Source organism: Paraburkholderia graminis C4D1M (assembly GCF_000172415.1).
Lineage (GTDB): Bacteria > Pseudomonadota > Gammaproteobacteria > Burkholderiales > Burkholderiaceae > Paraburkholderia > Paraburkholderia graminis.
Genome location: NZ_ABLD01000013.1, coordinates 72,200 through 92,694 on the forward strand (window position 1 = coordinate 72,200; position 20,495 = coordinate 92,694).

Sequence of the window (20,495 nt, forward strand, 5' to 3'; positions counted from 1 at the left end):
TCCGGCCATGAGAAATCTCCTTGATCTTCTGCAGTCCTCAGCGCGCCGCACACCTGATGCGCAGGCACTCGTTTGCGGCGACGTTCGTAAGACCTACGACCAGCTCGTGCGACACAGCCACTCGTTCGCGCAAGCACTGTCTACCCTCGGCATCACACCCGGTGAGCGCGTCGCGATCTTCCTCGACAAACGTATTGAGGCAGTCGTCTCGATGCTCGGGGCCTGTGCGGCGGGTTGCGTCTTCGTCCCAATCAATCCGCTGCTTAAGCCGCCCCAGGTGGGCCATGTGCTTCGTGACAGCGGCGCGCGGTGCCTCGTGACCACCGCGGTCCGCGCCCGTACCCTGAGCGCGGAAGGCATCGCTGCGGTGTCAGACGTGATTGTCGTGGATCACCCAGACGCGGCACTGCCCGCCGCGCTGCCCACCATCAGGTTTCATCGATGGACGGACCTTGATGTCACCCGCGCCGACGATGCCCCGGTTTCCGCGTCGAACCTGGCATGCGTCGACACAGACCTCGCCGCTCTTCTCTATACGTCCGGCTCAACGGGCCTGCCCAAGGGCGTCATGCTCAGCCACCGCAATCTGCTCGAAGGCGCATGGAGCGTCGCCGAATATCTGCGTCACGAGCCATCCGACCGCATCCTCGCCGTTCTTCCCCTGAGCTTCGATGCGGGGCTCAGCCAATTGACCTCCGCCTGGTCAGCGGGCGCCACCGCTGTACTTCTGAACTACCTCACCGCGCATGACGCCGTTCGCGCATGCGAGCGTGAACAGATCACCGGGATCACCGGCGTGCCACCGCTATGGATGCAACTCGCGGGCGCAGCGTGGCCCGACGGCGCGCGCAATACCCTGCGCTACTTCGCCAACACCGGCGGTCGCCTTCCGCTGTCCGTTCTGCGAAAACTCCAGGCGCTGTTTCCGCAGGCCCGGCCGTTCCTCATGTACGGACTGACCGAGGCGTTTCGCTCCACATTTCTCGATCCGGAAGAGGTCGACCGGCGGCCCGACTCGATCGGCAAGGCCGTGCCCAATGCCCGGGTGCTGGTAGTTCGCGACGATGGCACGCCTTGCGGCCCCGATGAACCGGGCGAGCTCGTGCATGTGGGCGCATGCGTCACGCTCGGCTACTGGAATGACGCCACGCGCACCGCGCAACGTTACCGTCCTTCGCCTGAACTGAAACCGGGTGGCGCCGCCCCTGACGTGGCAGTCTGGTCCGGCGACCTCGTGCGACGCGATAGCGACGGCTTTCTGTATTTCATCGCCCGCAACGACGCGCAGATCAAGAGCTCCGGCTACCGGATCAGCCCGGAAGAAGTCGAGGAAACGGTTCACGCGAGCGGCCTCGTCCTTGAGGCCGTTGCGCTCGGTGTGCCGGACGACGCGCTTGGCGAAGCCCTCGCGTTGCTGGTGGTGCTGGCTGGTGATTCGCACGTCAGCGATCTGCGTGACTGGTGCTCGCAGCGCCTGCCGCGCTACATGGTCCCCCGCGACATCGTGACCTGTGCGCAAATCCCACGCAATCCCAACGGCAAGTTCGACCGGGCCGCGCTGCGGGCCCGGCTTGCTCCGCTCGCGGGCAGCTACGGGGAGAAAGCATCGTGAGCCTGACCTTCATCCGGCGGCCTGCGGGGCTGCAATTCGGCGGCGTAGACGTGCGTCAACTCGCCGACCGCGCGGGGCGCACGCCGTTTTTCGCATACGAGCGCGCGGCCATCGACACGCGCATCCGGGAACTGCGCAGCCTGCTGCCCCCTGGCGTGCATCTGCACTATTCCATCAAGGCCAATCCGATGCCCGCCGTGGTTCACTACCTCGCTGCGCGGGTGGACGGGTTTGACGTCGCCTCAGCGCAGGAGATGGCCGTCGCACTGAACGCTGGCGCCGCTCCTGCGGACATCGGTTTTGCCGGTCCGGGCAAATCTTACGATGACCTGCGGCGCGCAATTTCAAGCGGCGTCAACGTGCACGTCGAATCGGAAACCCAGTTACGGCTCGTCACCGCGCTCGGATGGGAACTTGGCGTGCAGCCTGGCGTGGCGATCCGCATCAATCCCGATTTTGAGGTGGGACGCAGTGGCATGCGCATGGGCGGTGGCGCGGCCCCATTCGGCGTCGACGTCGACCAGGTCCCCGCACTGCTGCGCGAACTGCAGGCGAGGCAGGTCGCGCTCGCCGGTTTTCACATCTTCTGGGGTTCGCAGTGCCTGGACGCGGCAACCGTTATCCAGGCGCAGCGCCAGAGCGCCGATCTCGTGGCGCGGCTCGCACGCGGTCTGTCGGAGCCTCCCCGGTTCGTCAATCTTGGCGGCGGCTTTGGCATTCCATATTTCCCGGGCGAAACGCCGCTGAACGTCCAGGCAGTCTGCGAAGCGATGCACGACTGGCTCCCGCGACTATGCGAGCGTGTGTCCGGAATGACGCCAATCCTCGAGCTCGGGCGTTATCTCGTGGGCGAGGCCGGCATCTATGTATGCCGCGTGATCGACCGGAAGGTCTCGCGCGGCAGAACGTTCGTCATCACTGACGGCGGACTGCATCATCATCTCGCCGCCTCAGGCAACTTCGGCCAGGTCCTTCGTCGCAATTTTCCCGTCGTCATCGGAAACCGTCCCGACGGCGTGCCACAGCAGCGCTGTCACGTGGTGGGCTGCCTGTGCACGCCGCTCGACCGTCTCGCGGACGACATCGAACTTCCCGAAGCGCATATCGGCGACCTGGTGGTCGTCAGGCAGTCGGGCGCCTACGCCCGCTCGGCGAGCCCGCTGCATTTCCTGAGTCATCCCGAGCCTGTCGAAATGCTCGTTTGACATCACGACACCCGGAGAAACATCATGCGATCCCGTGAATCCGTCACTGGCAACCTCACGCCAGCCTCCTGGGCACTCAGCGACGACCAGACGCGACTGCGCATGGTCGCGAGGGACTTCGCCCGCGAGCGGCTCGAGCCGCTGCTCGCGAGCGCGCCAGGCGCCGCGGCGTGGGAGAAAACGGTCACACTCGCCGCAACGCTCGATCTCACGACCATGATCCTGCCCGAGCGGCTGGGAGGGCTGGGGATGAGCCGTCACGACCTTGCACTGGTCGTTGAGCAGTTCGCTGCGGGCCCGCTCGAACGGGCTGCGGCGCTAACCCTCAGCAGCGCCGCGCTCATGACACTGCGTGAATGCGATGCACTGGAGCGGCTGCCCGATCCGGATATCGGACATTATCTCGATGGCACGTCATCGATTGCGCTGGGCATTCCGGATGCCGATGCTTCGGGACTCTATGTGTTGCGTCAGCACTGCGGATCGCCCGCCATGATGGTGCGAATGGAAGGTGAACGTCCCCGGCTCGCGCTGACCACGTTACCGCAGGAATGGACCGGCCCGGGGTCCATGGCCGTAGGTGCTGGACTGTTCATCGAACGGCACTGCGCCGCACTGCCCGACAATATGCCGTTGCCTCTGGCACCAGCGGGTGCGGGAGGTGACGACCCGGTACAGCACTGGCTCGCCGACACGGCAATCTACCTGGCGGCGCTCCTTTCCGGCGCCATCCAGCAGGGCGTGAATTTCGCCCTTGGCTACTGCACGAGCCGGCAGGCGTTTCGCAAGCCGCTCACGGCGCATGAGCTCGTCGCTGCGCGGCTTGCGGACATGATGATGTCCGCGAACACCATTCACCTGTTCCTCCGTTCGGTTGCAGCGCAGGACGGGCCGGTGCGGATTGCAGCCGTTTCGGGGATGGCTCGCCATGTCGCGACTGAAGCAATGGACGTGGTGCGCGAGCTGGTGCAGCTTTGCGGTGGCCACGGCTACGTGGAAGGACTGCCGCCAGCGGCACGACTGCAGACCGTGCACTGGTTCGCGATGCTGCTGGTCAAGGTGGATGCAGCCCTTCGCGCCTTCGGCGCTTTCAGCACATTCAGTGCGTCCACAGCGTCCGCCTGAGGCATTGGCCATGCAGGGATCACGTGCAAAGAGCCAGCCCCAGACACCCGAAACGGGCGGCCCGGTCGACCGGTTACCACCGCCGGAGGAAACATGCGGCGCATGCTGGCTCCGTGAGCCCAATGCGAAAGACGTAAAAGACATCAGCGCGTGGCTATCCGATCCGCAGGTCAACCGGTGGTTCGACTTCGGACAGGGTCGACAGACGCTTCCCGAGCTCGCCGTGCGGCTCATGATGCAGGGCGGACGGCACCGCCTCCGGGCGTTCGGCCCCACCGGCTGTGATGCGGCAAGTGGCCTGGCCGCCGTCAGTGATGTCTCACATGCGTTCGGCATCGGCTCGTTCTGGGTCCTGCGCGACAGCCGGCGTCCCGCCTGCAGGGACATGACGTTTCTCGCGTGCCGCCGGCTCCTCCAGGAAGCGTTTACCGACGACGGCCTGCACTGCGTCACCGCGTGGGCTGTGGACTGCAACGTGCGCTCGCAACGTCTGCTCGGGCGGATCGGCTTTCGCCTGATCGGGCTGCAGCGCGACTGCCACGTCATGATGGGAGCGAGATTCGGGCGCGTACTTTATGACCTGCTGCCGGAGGATCTTGCCAGTGCCTGCAGCTGCCGTGCGGGTGCACCGTGAATACTGCCGTGATTACCGCCGTTGCCGCCTGGGTGCCAGAGGCCATGCCGCTGTCCCGCTGGAGCACGATTGACTCAGCGTTGCGCGCGACCGGGCACCGCGGCTGGAATGCGTGGATGAGGTCGTGGGAGGCCGGTTACGCACACTGGCTCCGATGCTGGCCCGCCGCGCAAACGGCTGGTTCGCCCGCCGTGCACTCGGATCTGCCACCGCGCGCACTGGACATCATGGTGCCGGTAGAAACCGGTACCGACCTGTCCGGGCTCGCCGCGACAATGGCAAACACCATCTGCGCCGCCCGTGCGCCCGGCGCACGTCCTGTCGACGTCGTCATGTTCTGTCATGGCAGTCTGGATGCACACGTTTCAACGACGACCGCCGGACGGCTGTGTGCGGAACTCGGCACCCCGTGCTTCGTCTTCTCGGTCTCGCAGCAGCACGGCGCGTCGGTATTCACCGCACTACGCCTCGCGCTCGACCTGTTGTTCGCCGAACCCGACGTCCACACGGTACTGATTATCGCCGCGGAGAAGTCGTACCCACCGTTCTCAAGGCTGGCCGGAGCAGGTATTGTGCTGGGCGATGCCGCCGGTGCACTACTGGTTGAGCGGGCCAGTCACGCGAGCGCCGGGCTGCGGTTGCTCGACGCTGAAACCCGTCGCGTTATCACCTGCCCTGGCCGCGCCGCCACCGGTGCCCAGGACAGCTGGGCAGTGACACTGGTAGCCACGATCGAGTCGCTGCTCGCGCGACATCGCCCCGGCCAGAATGGTCACGACGGAATCGGCGAGATTATCGGACACCGGGGCATGCCGTCGCTCACGGAAGCGGTCTGCACCCTGGCAGGCCGGCCGCACGCGGGACTGCAGCACGAGCATTGCATTCATCTTGGCGCCGCCGAATCCATCGTGCGACTCGCACAAAGGCTTGGTAGCGCCCTTCACGGCCGGGGACATCGCCTGCTGCTATGGGGTTTCGGCACTTGCGGCTTTGTCGGCGCCGCGCTGCTCGAAACGCACGATGCGCCTTTTGTGTCCCTGCGGGACATGTCCGTATTGCCTCATGAGCCCTGATATCGGCATAGCCCACGTCAGTGTCTACCTTCCCCCGCGCGTTGACGACGTCGGAAGCTGGGGACAACGCACAGGGCACAGTGACGCCACGGTCATGCAACTGGAACGCGCAGGGGTTCGCTATTACTGCGACGCCAATGGGCAAACTGCGATCAGTCTCGCGGCAAGCGCGATCGAGCGTCTCCTGCTTACCTCAGGTGTCGCACCTCGCGCAGTCGACTGCATCGTGTACGTGCATACACTGCAGGGCAGCGTTGCTCCGCCGCCTCACTCGCTACCCGGCCTGCTCTGTGACCGATTCGGATTCACCAACGCGGAGGCGTTTTCCTTCGCGCAGCAGCACTGCGCGTCCGCCCTCGCCGCACTGCGTGTGGTTCGCGCAGTGTTCATCGCCCGCCCCCGCATGAAACGCGTTCTGCTTGTCGGTGCGGACGTCATGCCGCTCGAATCCGAAAGGGCGATGCAAGGCGAGGGAATCCTGAGTGACGGAGCGTTTGCCGCATTCATCGAGCGCGGTGCCGCCATCAACCGCCTGCTCGCGATCACGGTCCACGCGAGCGGCCTGGGATGGCGAGGAGTACTGGCAAACGATGAATCGCGCCTGGCAGCGCAGCACTTCTTTGCGGCGCGCCGTCTGATCAGGCAGACAGCCGAGCAGGCAGGTTTCACACTGGCCCACATCCAGCGTATCCTGCCACACCATCTGGATCTGCCCGCCTGGCGGCGCGTGCTCGATTCCCTTCAGGTTCCGCAGGACCGGCTGTTCGCGGACAACTTTGCACGCATCGGCCATGTCACGGTCAGCGATGCGTTCATCAATCTGGCGCAGTGCGAGGGCCTCGTGGCGGGCAGGCCGCTCCTGCTCTTCGCGCGAGGCGTCGGAGGATTTTCAGCGGCAGCCCTGCTTGTCCGTTAGCCTGCTGCCGCGTCTGATCCGCGCCACCCGTACCAAAAATATGGTTCAATTTCCCGCATCGATCGCCGGCGTGACCGGCGAACGATAACAGCCGTTCACATGCATTCGGGCCCGCGCATACGACGCGTCCCGCTGGCCAGCCCGGTGTCGCAACCCTGCGGCAATCGTATGCGCGCTTCAGACTGCCGCTCATACCAGACTCTGCGGGGCAGCGCCGGAGTAGCGAACATGAAACATGTCTCTCGACGCCGTTCGAACGACGACCAGCACAGGCCGCCACCCACATCCGGTCGTGCGCAAGGAGGCGCGCCAGCACCCGCGATGCGTCTTGCATATGCCACCGATATCACGTCGCTCGTCGAGTCGTTCGGGCATGAGGCCGGGAAACTCGGTTTCCCGCATTACATGATCAGCCGTGTTACCCGCAGCCGTTCGACGTCCACCCGAAGAACCGCGCTCGAGATGATCGGCGCACGCTATCCGCAGGACTGGGTGCGGTACTACCAGCGTAGGGACTACGCGTCCACCGACCCCGTTCATCGGGCTGCATTCCTCCAGTCGGCTCCCTTCCGGTGGCATGACATCATCGGCTTGAGCAAGGCCGAGCGCCGTCTGCTCGACGAAGCGGGCGAGGCCGGATTGCGCGCGGGACTCAGTATCCCGGTCCACCAGTCCGATGGCAGTATCCTGCTGTTCAACCTGTCCGGCCCGTTGCGTTCTGTCAACGACACAATCAACTCCAGGCTGGCATACCTGATCAGCGTGCAGTTTCACTACGAACTGCATCGCCTGGCGCTGATACCTTCAAGAAGAATGGCACATCTGCTTACAGCGCGTCAGCTCGAGTGCTTAACGTGGGTGGCCCGGGGGAAGACCTCCGCCGAAATCGGTGAGATTCTTGGGCGCTCGCGCTATACCGTCGAGTTCCATATCAAGGAAGCGATGGACGCTCTGAACATCCGTAGCAGGACGGCCGCTGCGGTGCACGCGACCGTGCAGGGCATCATAAAACCCTGACACCGCTTTGCCTTCATTCGACCGCATGACCCTGCCCGTCGCCGTATGCGGCTCGAGCCGGTGCACGCTCGCGCGGGCGCCGGCACCTCCCAAAACTCCGAGTTTCCCGGCCACACACGCGCTGATAGCGTCGCGTCTACGGCTAACACCAGGAGTATCCAATGTCACATATCATTGCGGGCCGGCTTGATGAGCTGCCATCAGATATCCGTCGCCAACTCGGGAGCTTCCGTCACAAGGTCTTTATCCAGCGTCTGCACTGGGAAATACCCGGCGTGCCGCACGACGCAACGAGCGAGTGGGATCAGTTCGACGCACAGGCAACTGTGCACCTGGTCGCACTGTCCGCAGACGGCCAAGTGTGCGGGTGCGCGCGGCTCATGCCCACCACGGGACCCTGTCTGCTCCGTGACGTTTTCCCGCAACTGGTAAGCCCAGGTTCCCTGCCGGCATCCCCTTCGATATGGGAGCTGTCGCGATTTGCAGCGTCCGGGTTGCCGGACCATCGAACCGGCTCGACGTCAGGCATGTCGTTATTCCCTTATGCCATGGCGCTCGCCCTCTCGTTCGGTGCGACACGCGTGGTCGGTGTTCTGTCTCACTCCGTTGCACGTCTGTACCGGCGCTTCGGGCTCGATCTGCGCGATATCGGCGTTGGCGCCGCGCCGGGCCGCGCCAGCGTCGTCGCGTCTTCTATCGATCTGGGCCCGGCCAGTTTTCACAGACTCGGGTGCGATCCCGTGACGCTGCTCAACGCGATCACCCTCGTCGGAGAGCACCTGCCTCCTGAACCCTGCATGCCGGCCTGTTTCCATCCGGCTCAGGCAAATCCGCTGGCTTCGGGCGGCCGTGGCGATGGTCCCCTGCCAGTTTGCGATAACAGTACGGCACACACGCGAGCGATAGTCTAGACGACCGGCGTCTGACGTTGGCGCGTGCCGGCAGGGCGGCAATGGTGCCGGTTATCGGCCTCCTTCACCCAGTCGGGCCTGATCGCCGACGCATAGGCCTGCCCACTGCGCGAAGCCTCTCCATTGCGCTGTGACTTCAGGCCCAGTCGCTCGTCAATCGCGTACGCGACGGTAGCAGACTTCGGAGGATGATCGTGATGGCAGTCCGCCCAGAATGTACGCATCGCATCAAAGAGGACCGACAGTGTCGACGTTACGTAGGGTAGTCTCACGACGATGCCCTCCTCTGGCTGGTCACCTGCAAACCTGCCCCTGCGCTCCCGGGACTCCCTGGAGCGCAACATGATTCGCAGGGAATCGAGCTCGCGCTGCAGGCGATATTCGAATGAGTAGTGAACAGTCGCCGAATGCGCAAGTGCCTCGCGCAACTGGCGGAGCTGCCGGTCTTTAATCTCGATGCACCTGGCTAGCCGACGCACCTCGGCTTCGGCCCGCTGCAAACGCTGATCGGTACCAGCGGTTGCAGGGAGCATACGTGGGGCGCTCTTCATGCCAGTTACTGTCCATGCATTGAGTTCTTTCATGATGCTCCCTGCCTCAAATGCGCATGCTGTTATCGTTTCTGCCGCACGCCTTCTCGCTGCCAGCGCGAAAGGGATGGCGCCTCGAGTCTCCACCACGGATCAATGGTGCAGGCCAATTGCGGCTGAGTCATCGGTCTTCGTCCACTTTCTTTTTCGGTTTTCTCAGACGAAATATCAACTGCGAAAAAAAGCAGGTGCGCCGCCGCGCATAATCCACTCGCGTGCATGGCGTGGGCTCCGCGACGGTAGGGCGTCCCCTCGCCAGGCCATCGCTGGCCGCGCAGGCGGTCGTGTTCGCCGGCGCCATGCGGTTCACGGTGCTGTACCTACGCAGTTTCATGCGCACTGAAGGTCACGGGGCGCTTCGCGATTGCGCTGCACCTGCGCGTCACGGGCTGGACGGCTACGAGTCCGATGGCGGCGGCCGCGCTAGCCATGTTCTGGTTCATGGCTCATTCGGCGGCATGGCCGATACGCTTTGCGATCGGCTGCGTCACACGCGAGCGAGCATCGTTCCGCGGCATCGACGGTGACCGCAGCGGCACGCATACTGGGCCCGCACCGCGGCTGAAGCGCGGCCGTCGGTCGTGAGCCCATATGCAATAAAGAGCTCCTCGCCGGCTTTGATATTCGACACTGCCTGAATGTAGACCCGTCCGTCGGACTCGACCGCCTCACAGTTGGCAACGCACGCATGGTTAAGCCAGCGCGCGCTGTTGCCGCCAAGCGAACCGTCAATGACTCGCCCATCGGAAAGACCAAAGAGGAATGTATGGCCCTCCTCCCCGAACCGGCGATGGCGGCTTACGGCGTGCTTCCAGGTCATGACCGTACCGGTGTATTCGAGGATGAGCTCGCCGGCGCACAGCGCTCTCAGCGCAAACACGCCGCGGCCATGGACGCTCGAGCGGCGGACAGAAATTCTTCTCATCGTTGATTGATCGTGCGTGAAGGACTATCGGCGCATTCTGCAGAGCCACGGCCGCACGGCGCGGCGACGATGCCACCGCGCCCCCGGTCGTGGACGACTTTTTCTCGTGAAGCTCCCAACGTAGGTAAACGTACATCATCGGTTGCGCCATGTGGGTGCGAACCTCATCACGTCCAACACAACGTGTTCGATTCAGGATTTCGCCTTGCTGCGGTCGTCACGAGTAGCTCGCTCGTCGCTGCCAGCTCGTGAGGATGCGGGCCTCTTGACCGTGAAAGGAGCCCGCCATGTCATTGAACGACATGATGTCACCGTCGCGCCGAATCGAGCGACAAAAATGCGACCGCCTGGTCGACGTCAAAGAGAGACGGCCGCGTCGCGGGACGCTGCTTTTGCCTACGCCTTAACACAATTGAGAAGGGCGCAATTACTGTGCGTGACGTTGGCAAACCTGTCCTGGAGAATGCGGGAGTTTTTGCACCTCTCTTGTCTGGGACACTACCGACAACCCGCTTGTGGTGTAAAGCGCGGCAGCGTGGATGGCCGGTCTTCAGGACTTTGCGCCAGCATCGTGCGCGAGCAACGGTCCAGAATATTAGCCGCGCTGTCCCGCGGCCTCGAGGATGAGTTGGGATATCTCGTCAGGATGCGAGATCAGCGAGAGATGGCTCGCCTTGACTTCAATGGTTTTGGCTCCCATGCGCCTGGCCATGAAACGTTCAAGATCAGGGTTGATCGTCCGGTCCTCCGTGGAAACCGCATAGAAACTCGGCTTTGACCGCCAGGCGGCCTGTGTGGTCTTGCCGGTGAGCAGGGCCTTGTGGAAGGGCTCCTGCACCGCATACAGAACCCTTGCTTTCGCTTCTGGAATGTCGCCCGCGAAATCGCGCAGGAATGCCTCCTCGGTGAGACGTCCCTGATCGCCGTCGAAGACAATTCCAGCGGAGGCCGGAGGTGTCGCATATTTCCTGGCCATGGCCGTGTAATCCTCGCCCGCGTCCGGCGCACGCGCAGCGACATACACAAGAGCCGATACCTTCGGATGCACCCCGGCTTCGGTCACGATCATCCCCGAGAACGAATGTCCGACCAGGACCGTCGGACCCTCCTGCCGTTCCAGCACTGTTAGGGCCGAGGCGACTGCGTCGGGCAATGTCGTCAAGGGGTTCTGGACAGCAGTGACATTGAGCCCCGCCGCCTGCAACCGCGCGATCACTTCCGACCAGCACGATCCGTCAGCGAACAGTCCATGCACGAGGACAATATTGCGCGCCTTTTCGGGAGCAGCGATCGCCGCCAGGCCACGGGTAGAAACAAACGAAGCAGCGGCGCCGACAATCAGGGCGGCCGAGAATTCACGCCTATTCATCGTCATGGTCAATATCCTTTCCTGGGCTGTATGCTTGATGAAATGCCTCACGCGCGGGTCGGAATACCCGCGCCGCTTGCCTGTTGACGTCACCCCTCGTCGGATCGGCCAGAGACGATTCGCCGTAGCGTCAGTGATGCTCACGTTTCGCAACAGGAGGGGGCGCAGCAGTAATCCGCAAGAATTCTAGCGACCCTTGAACCCGATAACAGGCCGTGTCTTTCCTGCCGCGGCGGCCCGGATAGCGGATGTCAGCCCGGCTATCGCGTCCTCCGTTTCAAAGAGCGGCATGGCAATGTCAAACATCGCCTGGTCTGCGGCATGCACGCCGCCACCAGTCCAGGCGCGCAGGAGTGCCTTGTGTGCAACGTGCGCTCGTGTCGGGCCTTTTGCCATTTTCGCGGCAAAGGCATTGGCTTCTTCGAGCAGTTTCCCATCTGGCACGACGCGATTTACCAGGCCGAACCGCTCCATCGTCACCGCTTGCACCTGTTCTGATGTGAACGCCCATTCAGCTGCAAGAAATCGACCCGCCCGCTCCGCCACTCGATAGACGCCTCCGAGCATCGTGGCGACTCCCAATGTCTGTTCTGGATGGCCGAACCTTGCTGACTCTCCGGCGAAGACAATGTCCGCACGAAGAGCGAGCTCCAGACCACCACCGAAGCACAGGCCCTGAACCGCCACGATGACCGGAAGCGGCAGGCGCTCGAAGCGGTTGAAAGCGTTCATATACCGCTCGAAGAGTGATCGTAGTGCCGCATTCGACCTCCCTTGCCATGGGAGGATGTCGCCACCGAAACTGAAGTCAGGTCCCTCGGCGCGAAGCAGTACGGCACGGGCATCGCTTTGACCCACGGCCGTCAACGCATTTTCCAGTTCGCCGATCATCTGCTCGGCGAGACGATTCTGCGGTGGATTATTGAGGCTGATCGTCGCGACCTGATCTGAGACATCGACAGAGAGGTGAGGCATGTCCGACTCCTGTGGGTCATGAGAGTTGTTCGCGGAACCAGTCGACGGCGGCAGTGCTGCATTCCCGGAAGTACTTTACATATCCATCAAAGTGCCCCCCCGGGAACATCACGAGTCGCTTGGGCTGCAACGCATTTTCATATGCCGCGAGCGCCAGATCAGTGACTGTGATGGTGTCGTGCATGGCCACGACCATCAGTAGCGGAGTTGGCGAGACCCGGGATACCCATGCCCCCGGCTCGTACATTCGAGCCGCTCTGGTCGAACGAAGGGTGATCGTGTTCTGCCAGACGCCCCAGGGCACCGGCTGGAGATAAAATTCCATGGCATCTGCCGCACGATATGCCGCCGGCACGTTCGGATCGTCACTGACGATGGCCTGTCGCACAGGCGGCTCTCCCCGGGCCTGACCGCGCTCGTCACTCGAAAATGCGTCTTCCAGCGGTTTGACCAGTTCGGGCGCAATCCGCCGTAGTCCCTGTTCATAGCCGCTGATAGTGGGGACTTGTGCCACGACGCAGCGAAGACGACGATCCGTCGCGCCAAGTACGATGGCGTGGCCGCCGGCGTAGCTGGTACCCCACAGGCCAATCCGTGTTGAATCCACCCCCTCATACGACTCCAGAAAGGAAATTGCGCGACGCCAATCGGCCATTTGTCGCCATGGATCAATGTCATGCCGTGGCTCGCCTTCGCTGGCGCCGAACCCTCTATGATCGTGAAGCAACACGATGAAACCCGCGTCGGCGAACGCGCGGGCAAAACACTCTATGCCGTGATCTCGAGTACCCGCGTATCCGTGTGCCATGGAGATCGCGGGCAGGAGGGTCTCCTTGCTGGCCGGCACGAATAGCCACGCCCGCAGTCTGACGCCTCCCTCTGCTTCAAATTCGACGTTCAGTCGCTTGATCATACGCATCTCTCGACGCCTCGCTGGCTTGAATGAACAGAAGTGACAGCAAGCTTCGGGTTAATGCGTCGGCACCGGAACAATCGCTGAAATGCGCCATCCGTCGGACGTACGGATCGCGATTTCGTTGACGAGAAACTGGAGGATCGCCTCCGGCTGACCGGCAACACCCGCCGTTATGCGGGTAGGGGCATAAATGTGAGCGACATCCGGGCCCAGGGGGATCACACGGATGGCATCTTCTTCGGGTTCAAATTTCCACGTGCCGGTGAAGATCGTGCGGAAGTGATCCAGGACCGCTTCGCGGCCCCAGAAGGTATAGGCGCGTGCTACAAAGTTCACGGGATCTGGTTGCCCCTGAGGCGCGCGCGCAAGCACAGATTCAATCACCTCCATTTCGTGAGCCGTTTCACCTGCCGCCTGTCGCAAGAAAAGCGCGCGGATTTCCTGCAGGTCACTCGAGCTGACCGGAGCCGCCGCCGATGGGCCGACAATTGGCAGCCCTGTCAGGGTCATGCAAGAATCGATCATATTTTTAAGGCTGGAAATCATGATTCAAGCTCCTTGAAAGGCCGCTATCGGGGAGTGACAGACGCGATCCGATCACGCCGGTCGGAAGCGAGTGGTTTTACGCAGACGATCGCCGTACTCTGCTCGGCGGCGTAGGCTCTGGCGAACGAGCTGAACGCCTTGTCGCAGCTCTGGGCAACGAGTCATTTCTTTGCCGCAGGCGCGGGCGGCACGGGCAGGATAATCTCCGAGGCGACCTTCCAGTCCTCGTCGATTTTTATCCAGTTGATCAACATCAGAAACGGCTTGGGCGTTCCATCCTGACCGGCATAGGAGACAGTAATGTCTACCGGTGCGTAGGACTGCGCTACGTCCTTCGTCAACCCGACAACCCTGAATTTCGAATAGTCCGGCCGAAGCACGACCGGGCCGGAGGTGCCGATATCGTGCAGCTTCTGATCGATCGCTTCATTGCCCCAGAAACCAGCCCAGTTTCCCTCGGACGGGATCGCGCTTTTGGCGACAAGCAGTGCCGACGGGGATTGCCAGAACATCTCATGCAGCGCGTTGAAGTCGTGGCGGTTAGCCAATTGCATGAGTTCGCCAAAATCCGATCGAATCGTGTCCAGCGTCTTTGCGTCAAGTGGCTCCTTGTAGACGGCAGACGGGGCCGCGACCGATCCCGTGGAGAGAGTCAGTGTGACAACAATGACCGATAACATTCTGTGCATGATCGGATTCCGGCGGGAAGGAGTAAATTGTTTCGGTGTGGGTAATCCTTGGCCACCTCTTCGCATTGCTTGCATTGCCTCAGAGCAGACACGGATTGACGGTGGTCGGAGGAAGACGTCAGCGTTGCCGAGGCAGCGCGTGGAGCGTCCGATTTGCGGCGCGTTCGATCCGCGTTGGCCGATGACTATCGTAGCGCTTGCGTGCGCGACAGAAAATACGACTTCTGTCGCGGTTGGTACGCAAATGATGCTATCTATCTGTCGCTGCTGGCGCGTGCCAGCGTGGGGTCGCCATCGAGGCGCATGCGCTGCCATGCTCTCGGGCTAACGCCGGTTAGCCGTTTGAACCATCGTCCCAGATGGGACTGATCCACGAAGCCGCAGGCGTAGGCAATGGCTGGCAATGAAAGCCCACTGTGCAGCAGCATCTGCTTGGCCTGGACTATCTTGTTTCTGAGCGCCCATCGGTGTGGCGGCAAACCTGTGGATTGCCTGAATTCCCGCGCAAAGTGACTCGGCGACAACCCGCACGCACGCCCTAGTGCCGCGAGTGTGACCTTGTCATGATCGCGAACCGACAGCATGCTCTTGGCAAGTTGCAGATGACTGGGAGACAGGCCGCCACGGACGCGGCGCAGTGCTCCTGCTGCGCGATTGTCTCGGTAACCGTCGAGCACATACGTATGAATGGTGCGCGTGGCAAGTTCAAAGAAGAGCGCGGGCGCAGCACCTTCTTGTCTGCCGTCCGGGGCATGGCTTTTGACAGCAGGTACCTGAACGGTGACGAACGAAGGCTGTGGGGCAAGCGCAGCGGATCGCTCGATCATGATTTGAGCCGCATGTTCAGACAGATCGGCGGTCGCCTGTGCGATCGTCGGCAAGCAGCCTTCCCAACGCGGCCGTCAGGTGCTCAATTGGTGCGACGCCGCGCACGACCACGGGAGGCCGCGTTCGCGCCCCATCATCGCCCGTGCTCGATAACATCACAAACGGAAGCCCCGTTACGCCGAGTCGGCCTGCCATTGCCTCGTCATCCTCGATCGCCGTCCTGAATCGCTGCCCGGCAAGGGATGCAGCCAGCACGGCGCGATCAACCCCACATTCGCCCGCTATATCGAGCAGCACGTCTGCTCTGCCGATATCTCTTCCATCCTCGAAATAGGCCTTGAAAAGTGCGCGATGCACAGCGTCGAAGCGTCCCACCGAGCGGCCAAGAAAAGCCGTCTCAAATGCAAGGCGGCTGCGTGGCGCATACGGAGGCAGCTTCATCTTCACATTGCGTTCTGCAGCGAGGGGGTAGACCGCATCGAGCCAGATGCGTGTGATGTATTCGCCGTCGGGTTCAATTAACGCAATGGGCTCGGGACGCAGCTCAAAAGCATGCCACTCCAGCACGAACTGCACGCGGGACTCCTCCATGAACCGGTCGAGGATACCCATCTGCAGATAACAGAAAGGGCAGACATAATCTGCCCAGCAATCCACGCGAACGGTCGGCATCGGAATCACGCGAAATTACCTCGGTATTCGCCAGGGCGGGGCGTACATCGGACGTAGCGGCGCAGGGAACAATAATACCTCCCAGCCTGTTTGCATAGCGCACGTCGCATCCCATCTGGTACGAAAATGCTGCTCCTTTTGCCACATCTCAACGCCGGCTGAAATCTGTCCGCGCGGCGGGTGCGGCTAGATACCTGGACTAGTTATCCGGTCATTCCCAGGCTTTTGCGGTATTCGAGCGGGCTGAGAGACCGCACCCGTGCCTGATCGCCAGCAGATTGCCGCGCGGCAATCAAGATGAGAACAGCGCGTCAATGAGGACGAGGGTAGTGGCGCCGCGGCAGCGGGAACGGGCTTAGCCCGGAACCGCTGCCGCCGCGCCGGAGACCTTCCCGCTAGTGGAGAGCTTTCCCGGTGGTCGCGGTGGACCGGGTATCAACGAGCCTTGCATGCCAGGGGGCCACGGTGCCCTGACGACACCTCAACGACCACCAGATGATGCCTTTTTCAAGAAGCACAGACTCAAGGACGGGCCGGCCAGTGCGCCTGCGCGCGCCGGGTTCAGCGTCGTCACGACCTACCGCATTGAAGAGGATCCACGACTGCCATCGCAGGAGAAGGCGCCGCGCGAGCGCCGACGCGAGGATCCGCTCGCCGGAATATCAGGCGCTGAGGTAATTCCGTTGCTGCAGTCTGCTCCTGGCATCCGGCCGGTGGTGGTACTAAACCGGTGCCACCTGATGCGGTGCTTCCGACTGATGGTCGTTACTCAGCGCCTCGTCTGGCAGCCCGAATCAATCAGTTGAATGCCCGCTTCGCGGAAAGTTGACCGTCCCTTGCGGGGTCCATGACGGCTCGAAGCGGATCAATCTCTGCGAGCACGCCATGCAATCAGCATCGGACCGTGATCGGCCACAACGAGACCGTCGATCTCGTGACCCAGATCGATAACAATCTGTCTGCGTTTACTGATCAGGGAGCACCAAACGTGTTGATCACCTTCGGCGGACTGCCGGGCGCCAGGAAGACAACAGTAGCGCAAACACTCGCATGCAAGCTCGCTGCCGCTAAGCTATTGATTAGATCCAGCGAGCAGCTTGTAGGCCGATCTTAAGGCTCGATTATCTCGCCGCCAGCAGAGAAAGCTGCATCCGGAGCTATTCCTAACAGGCACGCCACGTTGCAGCCGCGACCTCCCGATCTTGCGCGTGACGTAAAATTCGGAAACGGACTGAAAACGATTCTATGGCACCGACTCCAAGGGCAAGTAAGTCAAGACAATCTGGTGGCAGACGGCCGATGACACGGGACATATTGCTGCCGCTCCCGCCGACGATCTGGCGTCGCCGCTCACTCGAGCACCATCTTGCTCTTGCCGCCCTGCGCTCGGGAAACTGCAACGTGGAACCGATCGGCCGGTTGTTCAGGACTGTGTACCTCCCCTATTTCGTTCATGCAACGTCGAATGGTCGTCGCTCCCTCTGGCCCTTCCGGATCTCCGAGGCGGCGCTGCATGATATTGCGGTACGCATCAAGGCCGGAAGCGACTGGTCGAATGGTCATACGGCGTACGGATAATCGCCAAACCGGTCCTTGTACGCCTCCATATGCTTCCCCATGCCAAAATGCTCAATGGCCGCCGCCTCGCCGTTGAGAACATCTGCAAAAGCGGCATCTTTCTGGCTTGGGGGCGCCACCTTGTGCGCGGCCCTGGCTGCATGCCATTGATCCAGGATCGCGTTTCCTTGTTTGTCGTCCCGCATCGGCGCCCCAATATTTGATAAAGGACATTATCTTACATATGGCAAACCCGATCTAAATCGCCCTTCATTTGTCAGTGGGGGCGCCGGTTATCATCCGCGGATGAGTTTTGGCGAGCAGAAGGATTGCCCGCCGTCAGGTCTTGCGGTGCGAGGTAGGCGTAAGCGAGTGCGTAGCCTCGACCGCGCAGATATTGGATCGTGTCTGCGATTTTCTGCAAGCCCGCGTAGGTCAGTTTCTTGCCCACCATCAAGGCAGTAACAGACCGCAAATCTTCTGCATCTGCCACACTCTTGTCACCGTCGAAAGTGATGCACTTCAGCGTCACAGTCGGGCCGACTTGTGGTTCGGCTGCGCCCGGTGCGGCTTCGGACGGAATGACTTCTTCCGGGGTTGTGGCTTGCGGTGCGCGCGGTTGTGGAGCGATTTGCTGCTCGTTCAGGAGCGAACCTGCATTCGGTAAAGACTGCGCGTAAGCAGGAGCCGCGACGATCACGATCGCCAGACCAATAGGAGTGTGAAGTTTTCTTCGGAAGGTCATAGGTCGGTTATGGCCGTCGATCGAGACTTAAAAATTGCCTCTGTTGAATTCCGGGTGGGTGGTCTCCCCGGTTTTTTGCATAACAAGGAAGTCATGCATAGTCAGTTGTTCGCCGGCACTTGCTTTCTGTATGGATAAGTGGCTGGCGGGCATCCTGCGCATGGCACTGTCCTCAAGCGCTACCGGCACCTGAACTTCTTCCGGCATGAGTACAATCTCGAAGTGCGCACGTCGCGTGTGAGGCTGCCCGATCGCTGCGTCGCGCTCGTCGAGCCCGGTTGGGTCGGCAAGCTCGGCGCGTTCACGCTGCTGCGTGAGACCATGGCGCTCGCACTCGCCAGCAGATGCGTCTTGCCGCGGTGGCCCGCGCCGCCAGGTGCAAGCGTCAACGCCCCAGGCCCGTCTTTATCGACGACGCCGGTTCCGCTTATCGGCGCGGCACAGGTTCCTTTGACGTTCTGCTGGAATTGCGTCAGCCCATTGTTCGTCACGGTCGACGGCTGACTGCTCGCCTGCTGCGAGCTGGTTAATCTGCTGGCCATGCATTTCACCCCGACAATAATTAGTTATGCTTCTTATTAGATTTCACCGATCCTGGAGTATGGAATACGGTGATCGACCGTTTTTCAGCGACAAGCGCGACGTACTTGAATCGTCAGCGCAGTCTTTGACAACGGTAGGTCTCTGTGCGCTCGCGGACGTGGGATTGCTTTCCTCAGGCAGGCGCCTACCATGGCTCGACACTTGAATTCACGCTCCGTGCCGGGCCAGAAGTAGCACTCGAGAGGAAAGACTTGGTAATTGATTCGCGAGAACTCGCGGATGATATATAAGCCCTCAGAAAAAAAACTATTAACAGGCGTTAAGCTACACACCGAAGCGCCCTTTCTAGCCTGCCCTTGTTCAGAATCGACAGAAGCCGGCACTCGTTGTAGCCGATGAACCCGGTGTCGATCGGGACAACCTTCGGGATCAGTTCTGGATAGCGTTTGCGAAACTGCGCAACCAGTTCAACCAGCTTCGGAAAGCGCGCGAGGGAGCGTGCCTCGAACACCGTCGACGCGCACAGCGGCAGCAGTCCCACGAGCGACCGGGTCTTCAGGCGCGTCGTCTTGCCGTCGGGAAGCCGCAGCAGATCATAAAAAAGCCGTTGTCGCCGTCTCACATATCGTCTTTGTGTTCGCCGCGCCGATCGAATGCATAGGCGATCTAGAGCAAACGCTGAACGAACTTGAACGCGACGTTCTCGTAGATCGGGTCGTAGTCACTTGGATTGATCGCCATCTCAAGCATGGTCTGGCAGTCGAACGCCATCCATGCCGTCCCATCCGCCTGCTCGAGCGATCCGCCAGTCGGCAGCTCCGCGCTGCGGTCGAACACGCCGATGTTGTCAAGACCGATGAAGCCGCCGTCGAACACATTGACCCCCGACGGGTCCTGGCGATTCACCCACCAGTTGAAACTAAGCATCAACTTTGAAACGACCAGGAAACGCGAATCAGCCCATCCGAGTTCTTACTCGTCCGTGTACAGCCTGAGCGTGGCGGCGGCATGAACGGGCGGATTTACATCACTGAAATCGCACTCGTAGGCGGAGGTGGCATCCCGACCTGCCACGAAAATAAAAAACTGGTCGGCGTTGAAGCGGTCATTGACAGGATCTTTGCTCGGCGCTTCTCGCACAGGAACTGGATGCGGATATGTAGGTGGTCGCGACGGACGTCGACGCGGTGTATGTCGATTGGGGCACGCCCGACGAGAGAGCCGTCGCGCAGGCGGACCCCAATGAGCTGGAGAAACTCGGGTTCGAAGCTGGTTCGCTGGGCCCGAAAGTAAAAGCGGCAATTGAGTTCACTCGTCAAACCGGTAAAGACGCTGTGATCGGCTCGTTAGCCGACATTCAGGCCATTACCGAACACAGAGCCGGTACCTGCGTGAGCGGTTCGGCAACCGGCATCCGCTACCGTGCAGTCGGCCCAGTGGAAACGTAAACCTCGCGCATCTGATCCGCGACAGTCTCGGGCACGCTGCGCAATGAGCTGCATGGGGCCGGGCCGGATGCCGGCCCGGCCCAACGCTAATAAAGCTGGCGCCAGGCGAACGCCCGGTTCGCATGCGCGTGACAAAACGACGGGCAACGTCGAAGACCGTTGGGCGGCGCTCGAAAGTCTCGCGCACAAACAACGTCAG

Annotated in this window: 19 protein-coding genes and 3 pseudogenes; 10 read left to right on the forward strand and 12 right to left on the reverse strand. The window is 61.8% G+C overall.

Going from position 1 to position 20,495, the window contains the following annotated elements; genetic code table 11:
- Positions 1–7: 7 nt before the first annotated feature.
- From BGRAMDRAFT_RS20295 to BGRAMDRAFT_RS20330, 8 genes are all read left to right on the forward strand, one after another.
- Positions 8–1,612, forward strand: a complete 1,605-nt coding sequence (locus BGRAMDRAFT_RS20295) for an acyl-CoA ligase (AMP-forming), exosortase A system-associated (RefSeq protein WP_006050686.1) — start codon at positions 8–10, stop codon at positions 1,610–1,612.
- Positions 1,609–2,817: a pyridoxal-dependent decarboxylase, exosortase A system-associated gene (locus BGRAMDRAFT_RS20300; RefSeq protein WP_006050687.1), complete on the forward strand. Its 1,209-nt coding sequence runs from the start codon at positions 1,609–1,611 to the stop codon at positions 2,815–2,817. The genes BGRAMDRAFT_RS20295 and BGRAMDRAFT_RS20300 overlap by 4 nt, the downstream gene beginning before the upstream one ends.
- A 24-nt stretch (positions 2,818–2,841) precedes the next feature.
- Positions 2,842–3,942 (forward strand): acyl-CoA dehydrogenase, encoded by a 1,101-nt coding sequence (locus BGRAMDRAFT_RS20305; RefSeq protein ID WP_006050688.1) that lies wholly within the window; start codon positions 2,842–2,844, stop codon positions 3,940–3,942.
- A 10-nt stretch (positions 3,943–3,952) separates the two neighbouring features.
- Positions 3,953–4,576 (forward strand): GNAT family N-acetyltransferase, encoded by a 624-nt coding sequence (locus BGRAMDRAFT_RS20310; protein ID WP_006050689.1) that lies wholly within the window; start codon positions 3,953–3,955, stop codon positions 4,574–4,576.
- Positions 4,577–4,584: 8 nt separating this feature from the next.
- On the forward strand, positions 4,585–5,649 hold the full coding sequence (locus BGRAMDRAFT_RS20315) for a beta-ketoacyl-[acyl-carrier-protein] synthase family protein (protein ID WP_232292310.1): 1,065 nt from the start codon (positions 4,585–4,587) through the stop codon (positions 5,647–5,649).
- Entirely contained in the window at positions 5,639–6,565 is a 927-nt protein-coding gene (locus BGRAMDRAFT_RS20320; protein WP_006050691.1) for a 3-oxoacyl-[acyl-carrier-protein] synthase III C-terminal domain-containing protein, read from the forward strand. Before BGRAMDRAFT_RS20315 ends, BGRAMDRAFT_RS20320 begins: the two co-directional genes overlap by 11 nt.
- 228 nt (positions 6,566–6,793) lie before the next feature.
- Positions 6,794–7,582, forward strand: coding sequence for a LuxR family transcriptional regulator (locus BGRAMDRAFT_RS20325; protein ID WP_006050692.1), 789 nt, complete (start codon positions 6,794–6,796; stop codon positions 7,580–7,582).
- A 161-nt stretch (positions 7,583–7,743) separates the two neighbouring features.
- Entirely contained in the window at positions 7,744–8,493 is a 750-nt protein-coding gene (locus BGRAMDRAFT_RS20330; RefSeq protein ID WP_006050693.1) for an acyl-homoserine-lactone synthase, read from the forward strand.
- Here the strand turns inward: BGRAMDRAFT_RS20330 and BGRAMDRAFT_RS20335 are convergent.
- From BGRAMDRAFT_RS20335 to BGRAMDRAFT_RS20385, 11 genes are all read right to left on the reverse strand, one after another.
- On the reverse strand, positions 8,490–9,077 hold the full coding sequence (locus BGRAMDRAFT_RS20335) for a hypothetical protein (RefSeq protein WP_044021484.1): 588 nt from the start codon (positions 9,075–9,077) through the stop codon (positions 8,490–8,492). The genes BGRAMDRAFT_RS20330 and BGRAMDRAFT_RS20335 overlap by 4 nt on opposite strands.
- A gap of 493 nt (positions 9,078–9,570) precedes the next feature.
- Entirely contained in the window at positions 9,571–10,008 is a 438-nt protein-coding gene (locus tag BGRAMDRAFT_RS20340) for an SET domain-containing protein (RefSeq protein WP_006050695.1), read from the reverse strand.
- 595 nt (positions 10,009–10,603) lie between these two features.
- Positions 10,604–11,383 (reverse strand): alpha/beta fold hydrolase, encoded by a 780-nt coding sequence (locus BGRAMDRAFT_RS20345; RefSeq protein ID WP_006050696.1) that lies wholly within the window; start codon positions 11,381–11,383, stop codon positions 10,604–10,606.
- A gap of 180 nt (positions 11,384–11,563) precedes the next feature.
- Complete coding sequence (locus BGRAMDRAFT_RS20350) at positions 11,564–12,352, reverse strand: enoyl-CoA hydratase/isomerase family protein (protein WP_006050697.1); 789 nt, start codon at positions 12,350–12,352, stop codon at positions 11,564–11,566.
- Between the two features lie 16 nt (positions 12,353–12,368).
- Complete coding sequence (locus BGRAMDRAFT_RS20355; protein WP_044021486.1) at positions 12,369–13,265, reverse strand: alpha/beta hydrolase; 897 nt, start codon at positions 13,263–13,265, stop codon at positions 12,369–12,371.
- Between the two features lie 57 nt (positions 13,266–13,322).
- Positions 13,323–13,814 carry a YybH family protein gene (locus tag BGRAMDRAFT_RS20360; protein ID WP_006050699.1) on the reverse strand — a complete coding sequence of 164 codons (492 nt, stop codon included), beginning with the start codon at positions 13,812–13,814 and terminating at the stop codon, positions 13,323–13,325.
- Positions 13,815–13,975: 161 nt separating this feature from the next.
- Positions 13,976–14,503 (reverse strand): hypothetical protein, encoded by a 528-nt coding sequence (locus BGRAMDRAFT_RS20365; protein WP_006050700.1) that lies wholly within the window; start codon positions 14,501–14,503, stop codon positions 13,976–13,978.
- 254 nt (positions 14,504–14,757) lie between these two features.
- The gene (locus tag BGRAMDRAFT_RS33785; protein ID WP_083803835.1) at positions 14,758–15,384 is read right to left on the reverse strand and encodes a helix-turn-helix domain-containing protein; all 627 of its coding nucleotides are present in this window, start codon (positions 15,382–15,384) and stop codon (positions 14,758–14,760) included.
- Positions 15,347–16,003, reverse strand: a complete 657-nt coding sequence (locus BGRAMDRAFT_RS20370) for a DsbA family oxidoreductase (protein ID WP_044021489.1) — start codon at positions 16,001–16,003, stop codon at positions 15,347–15,349. The genes BGRAMDRAFT_RS33785 and BGRAMDRAFT_RS20370 overlap by 38 nt, the downstream gene beginning before the upstream one ends.
- Positions 16,004–17,562: 1,559 nt before the next feature.
- Positions 17,563–17,766, reverse strand: a complete 204-nt coding sequence (locus BGRAMDRAFT_RS20380) for a hypothetical protein (protein ID WP_006050702.1) — start codon at positions 17,764–17,766, stop codon at positions 17,563–17,565.
- Positions 17,767–17,837: 71 nt separating this feature from the next.
- A complete protein-coding gene (locus BGRAMDRAFT_RS20385; RefSeq protein ID WP_006050703.1) occupies positions 17,838–18,305 on the reverse strand; it encodes a POTRA domain-containing protein in 468 nt (155 codons plus the stop codon).
- Between the two features lie 138 nt (positions 18,306–18,443).
- Between BGRAMDRAFT_RS20385 and BGRAMDRAFT_RS35465 the strand changes: the two are divergent.
- Positions 18,444–18,673 (forward strand): annotated as a pseudogene (locus BGRAMDRAFT_RS35465) (ISL3 family transposase); the annotation flags it as partial.
- 509 nt (positions 18,674–19,182) lie between these two features.
- Here BGRAMDRAFT_RS35465 and BGRAMDRAFT_RS33790 read toward each other — a convergent pair.
- Positions 19,183–19,898, reverse strand: a pseudogene (locus BGRAMDRAFT_RS33790) (MGH1-like glycoside hydrolase domain-containing protein); the annotation flags it as partial.
- On the opposite strand from BGRAMDRAFT_RS33790, the pseudogene BGRAMDRAFT_RS20410 reads away from it, so the two are divergent.
- A pseudogene (locus tag BGRAMDRAFT_RS20410) lies at positions 19,893–20,296 on the forward strand (amino acid kinase family protein); the annotation flags it as partial. The pseudogenes BGRAMDRAFT_RS33790 and BGRAMDRAFT_RS20410 sit on opposite strands and share 6 nt — an antisense overlap.
- Positions 20,297–20,495: the final 199 nt, after the last annotated feature.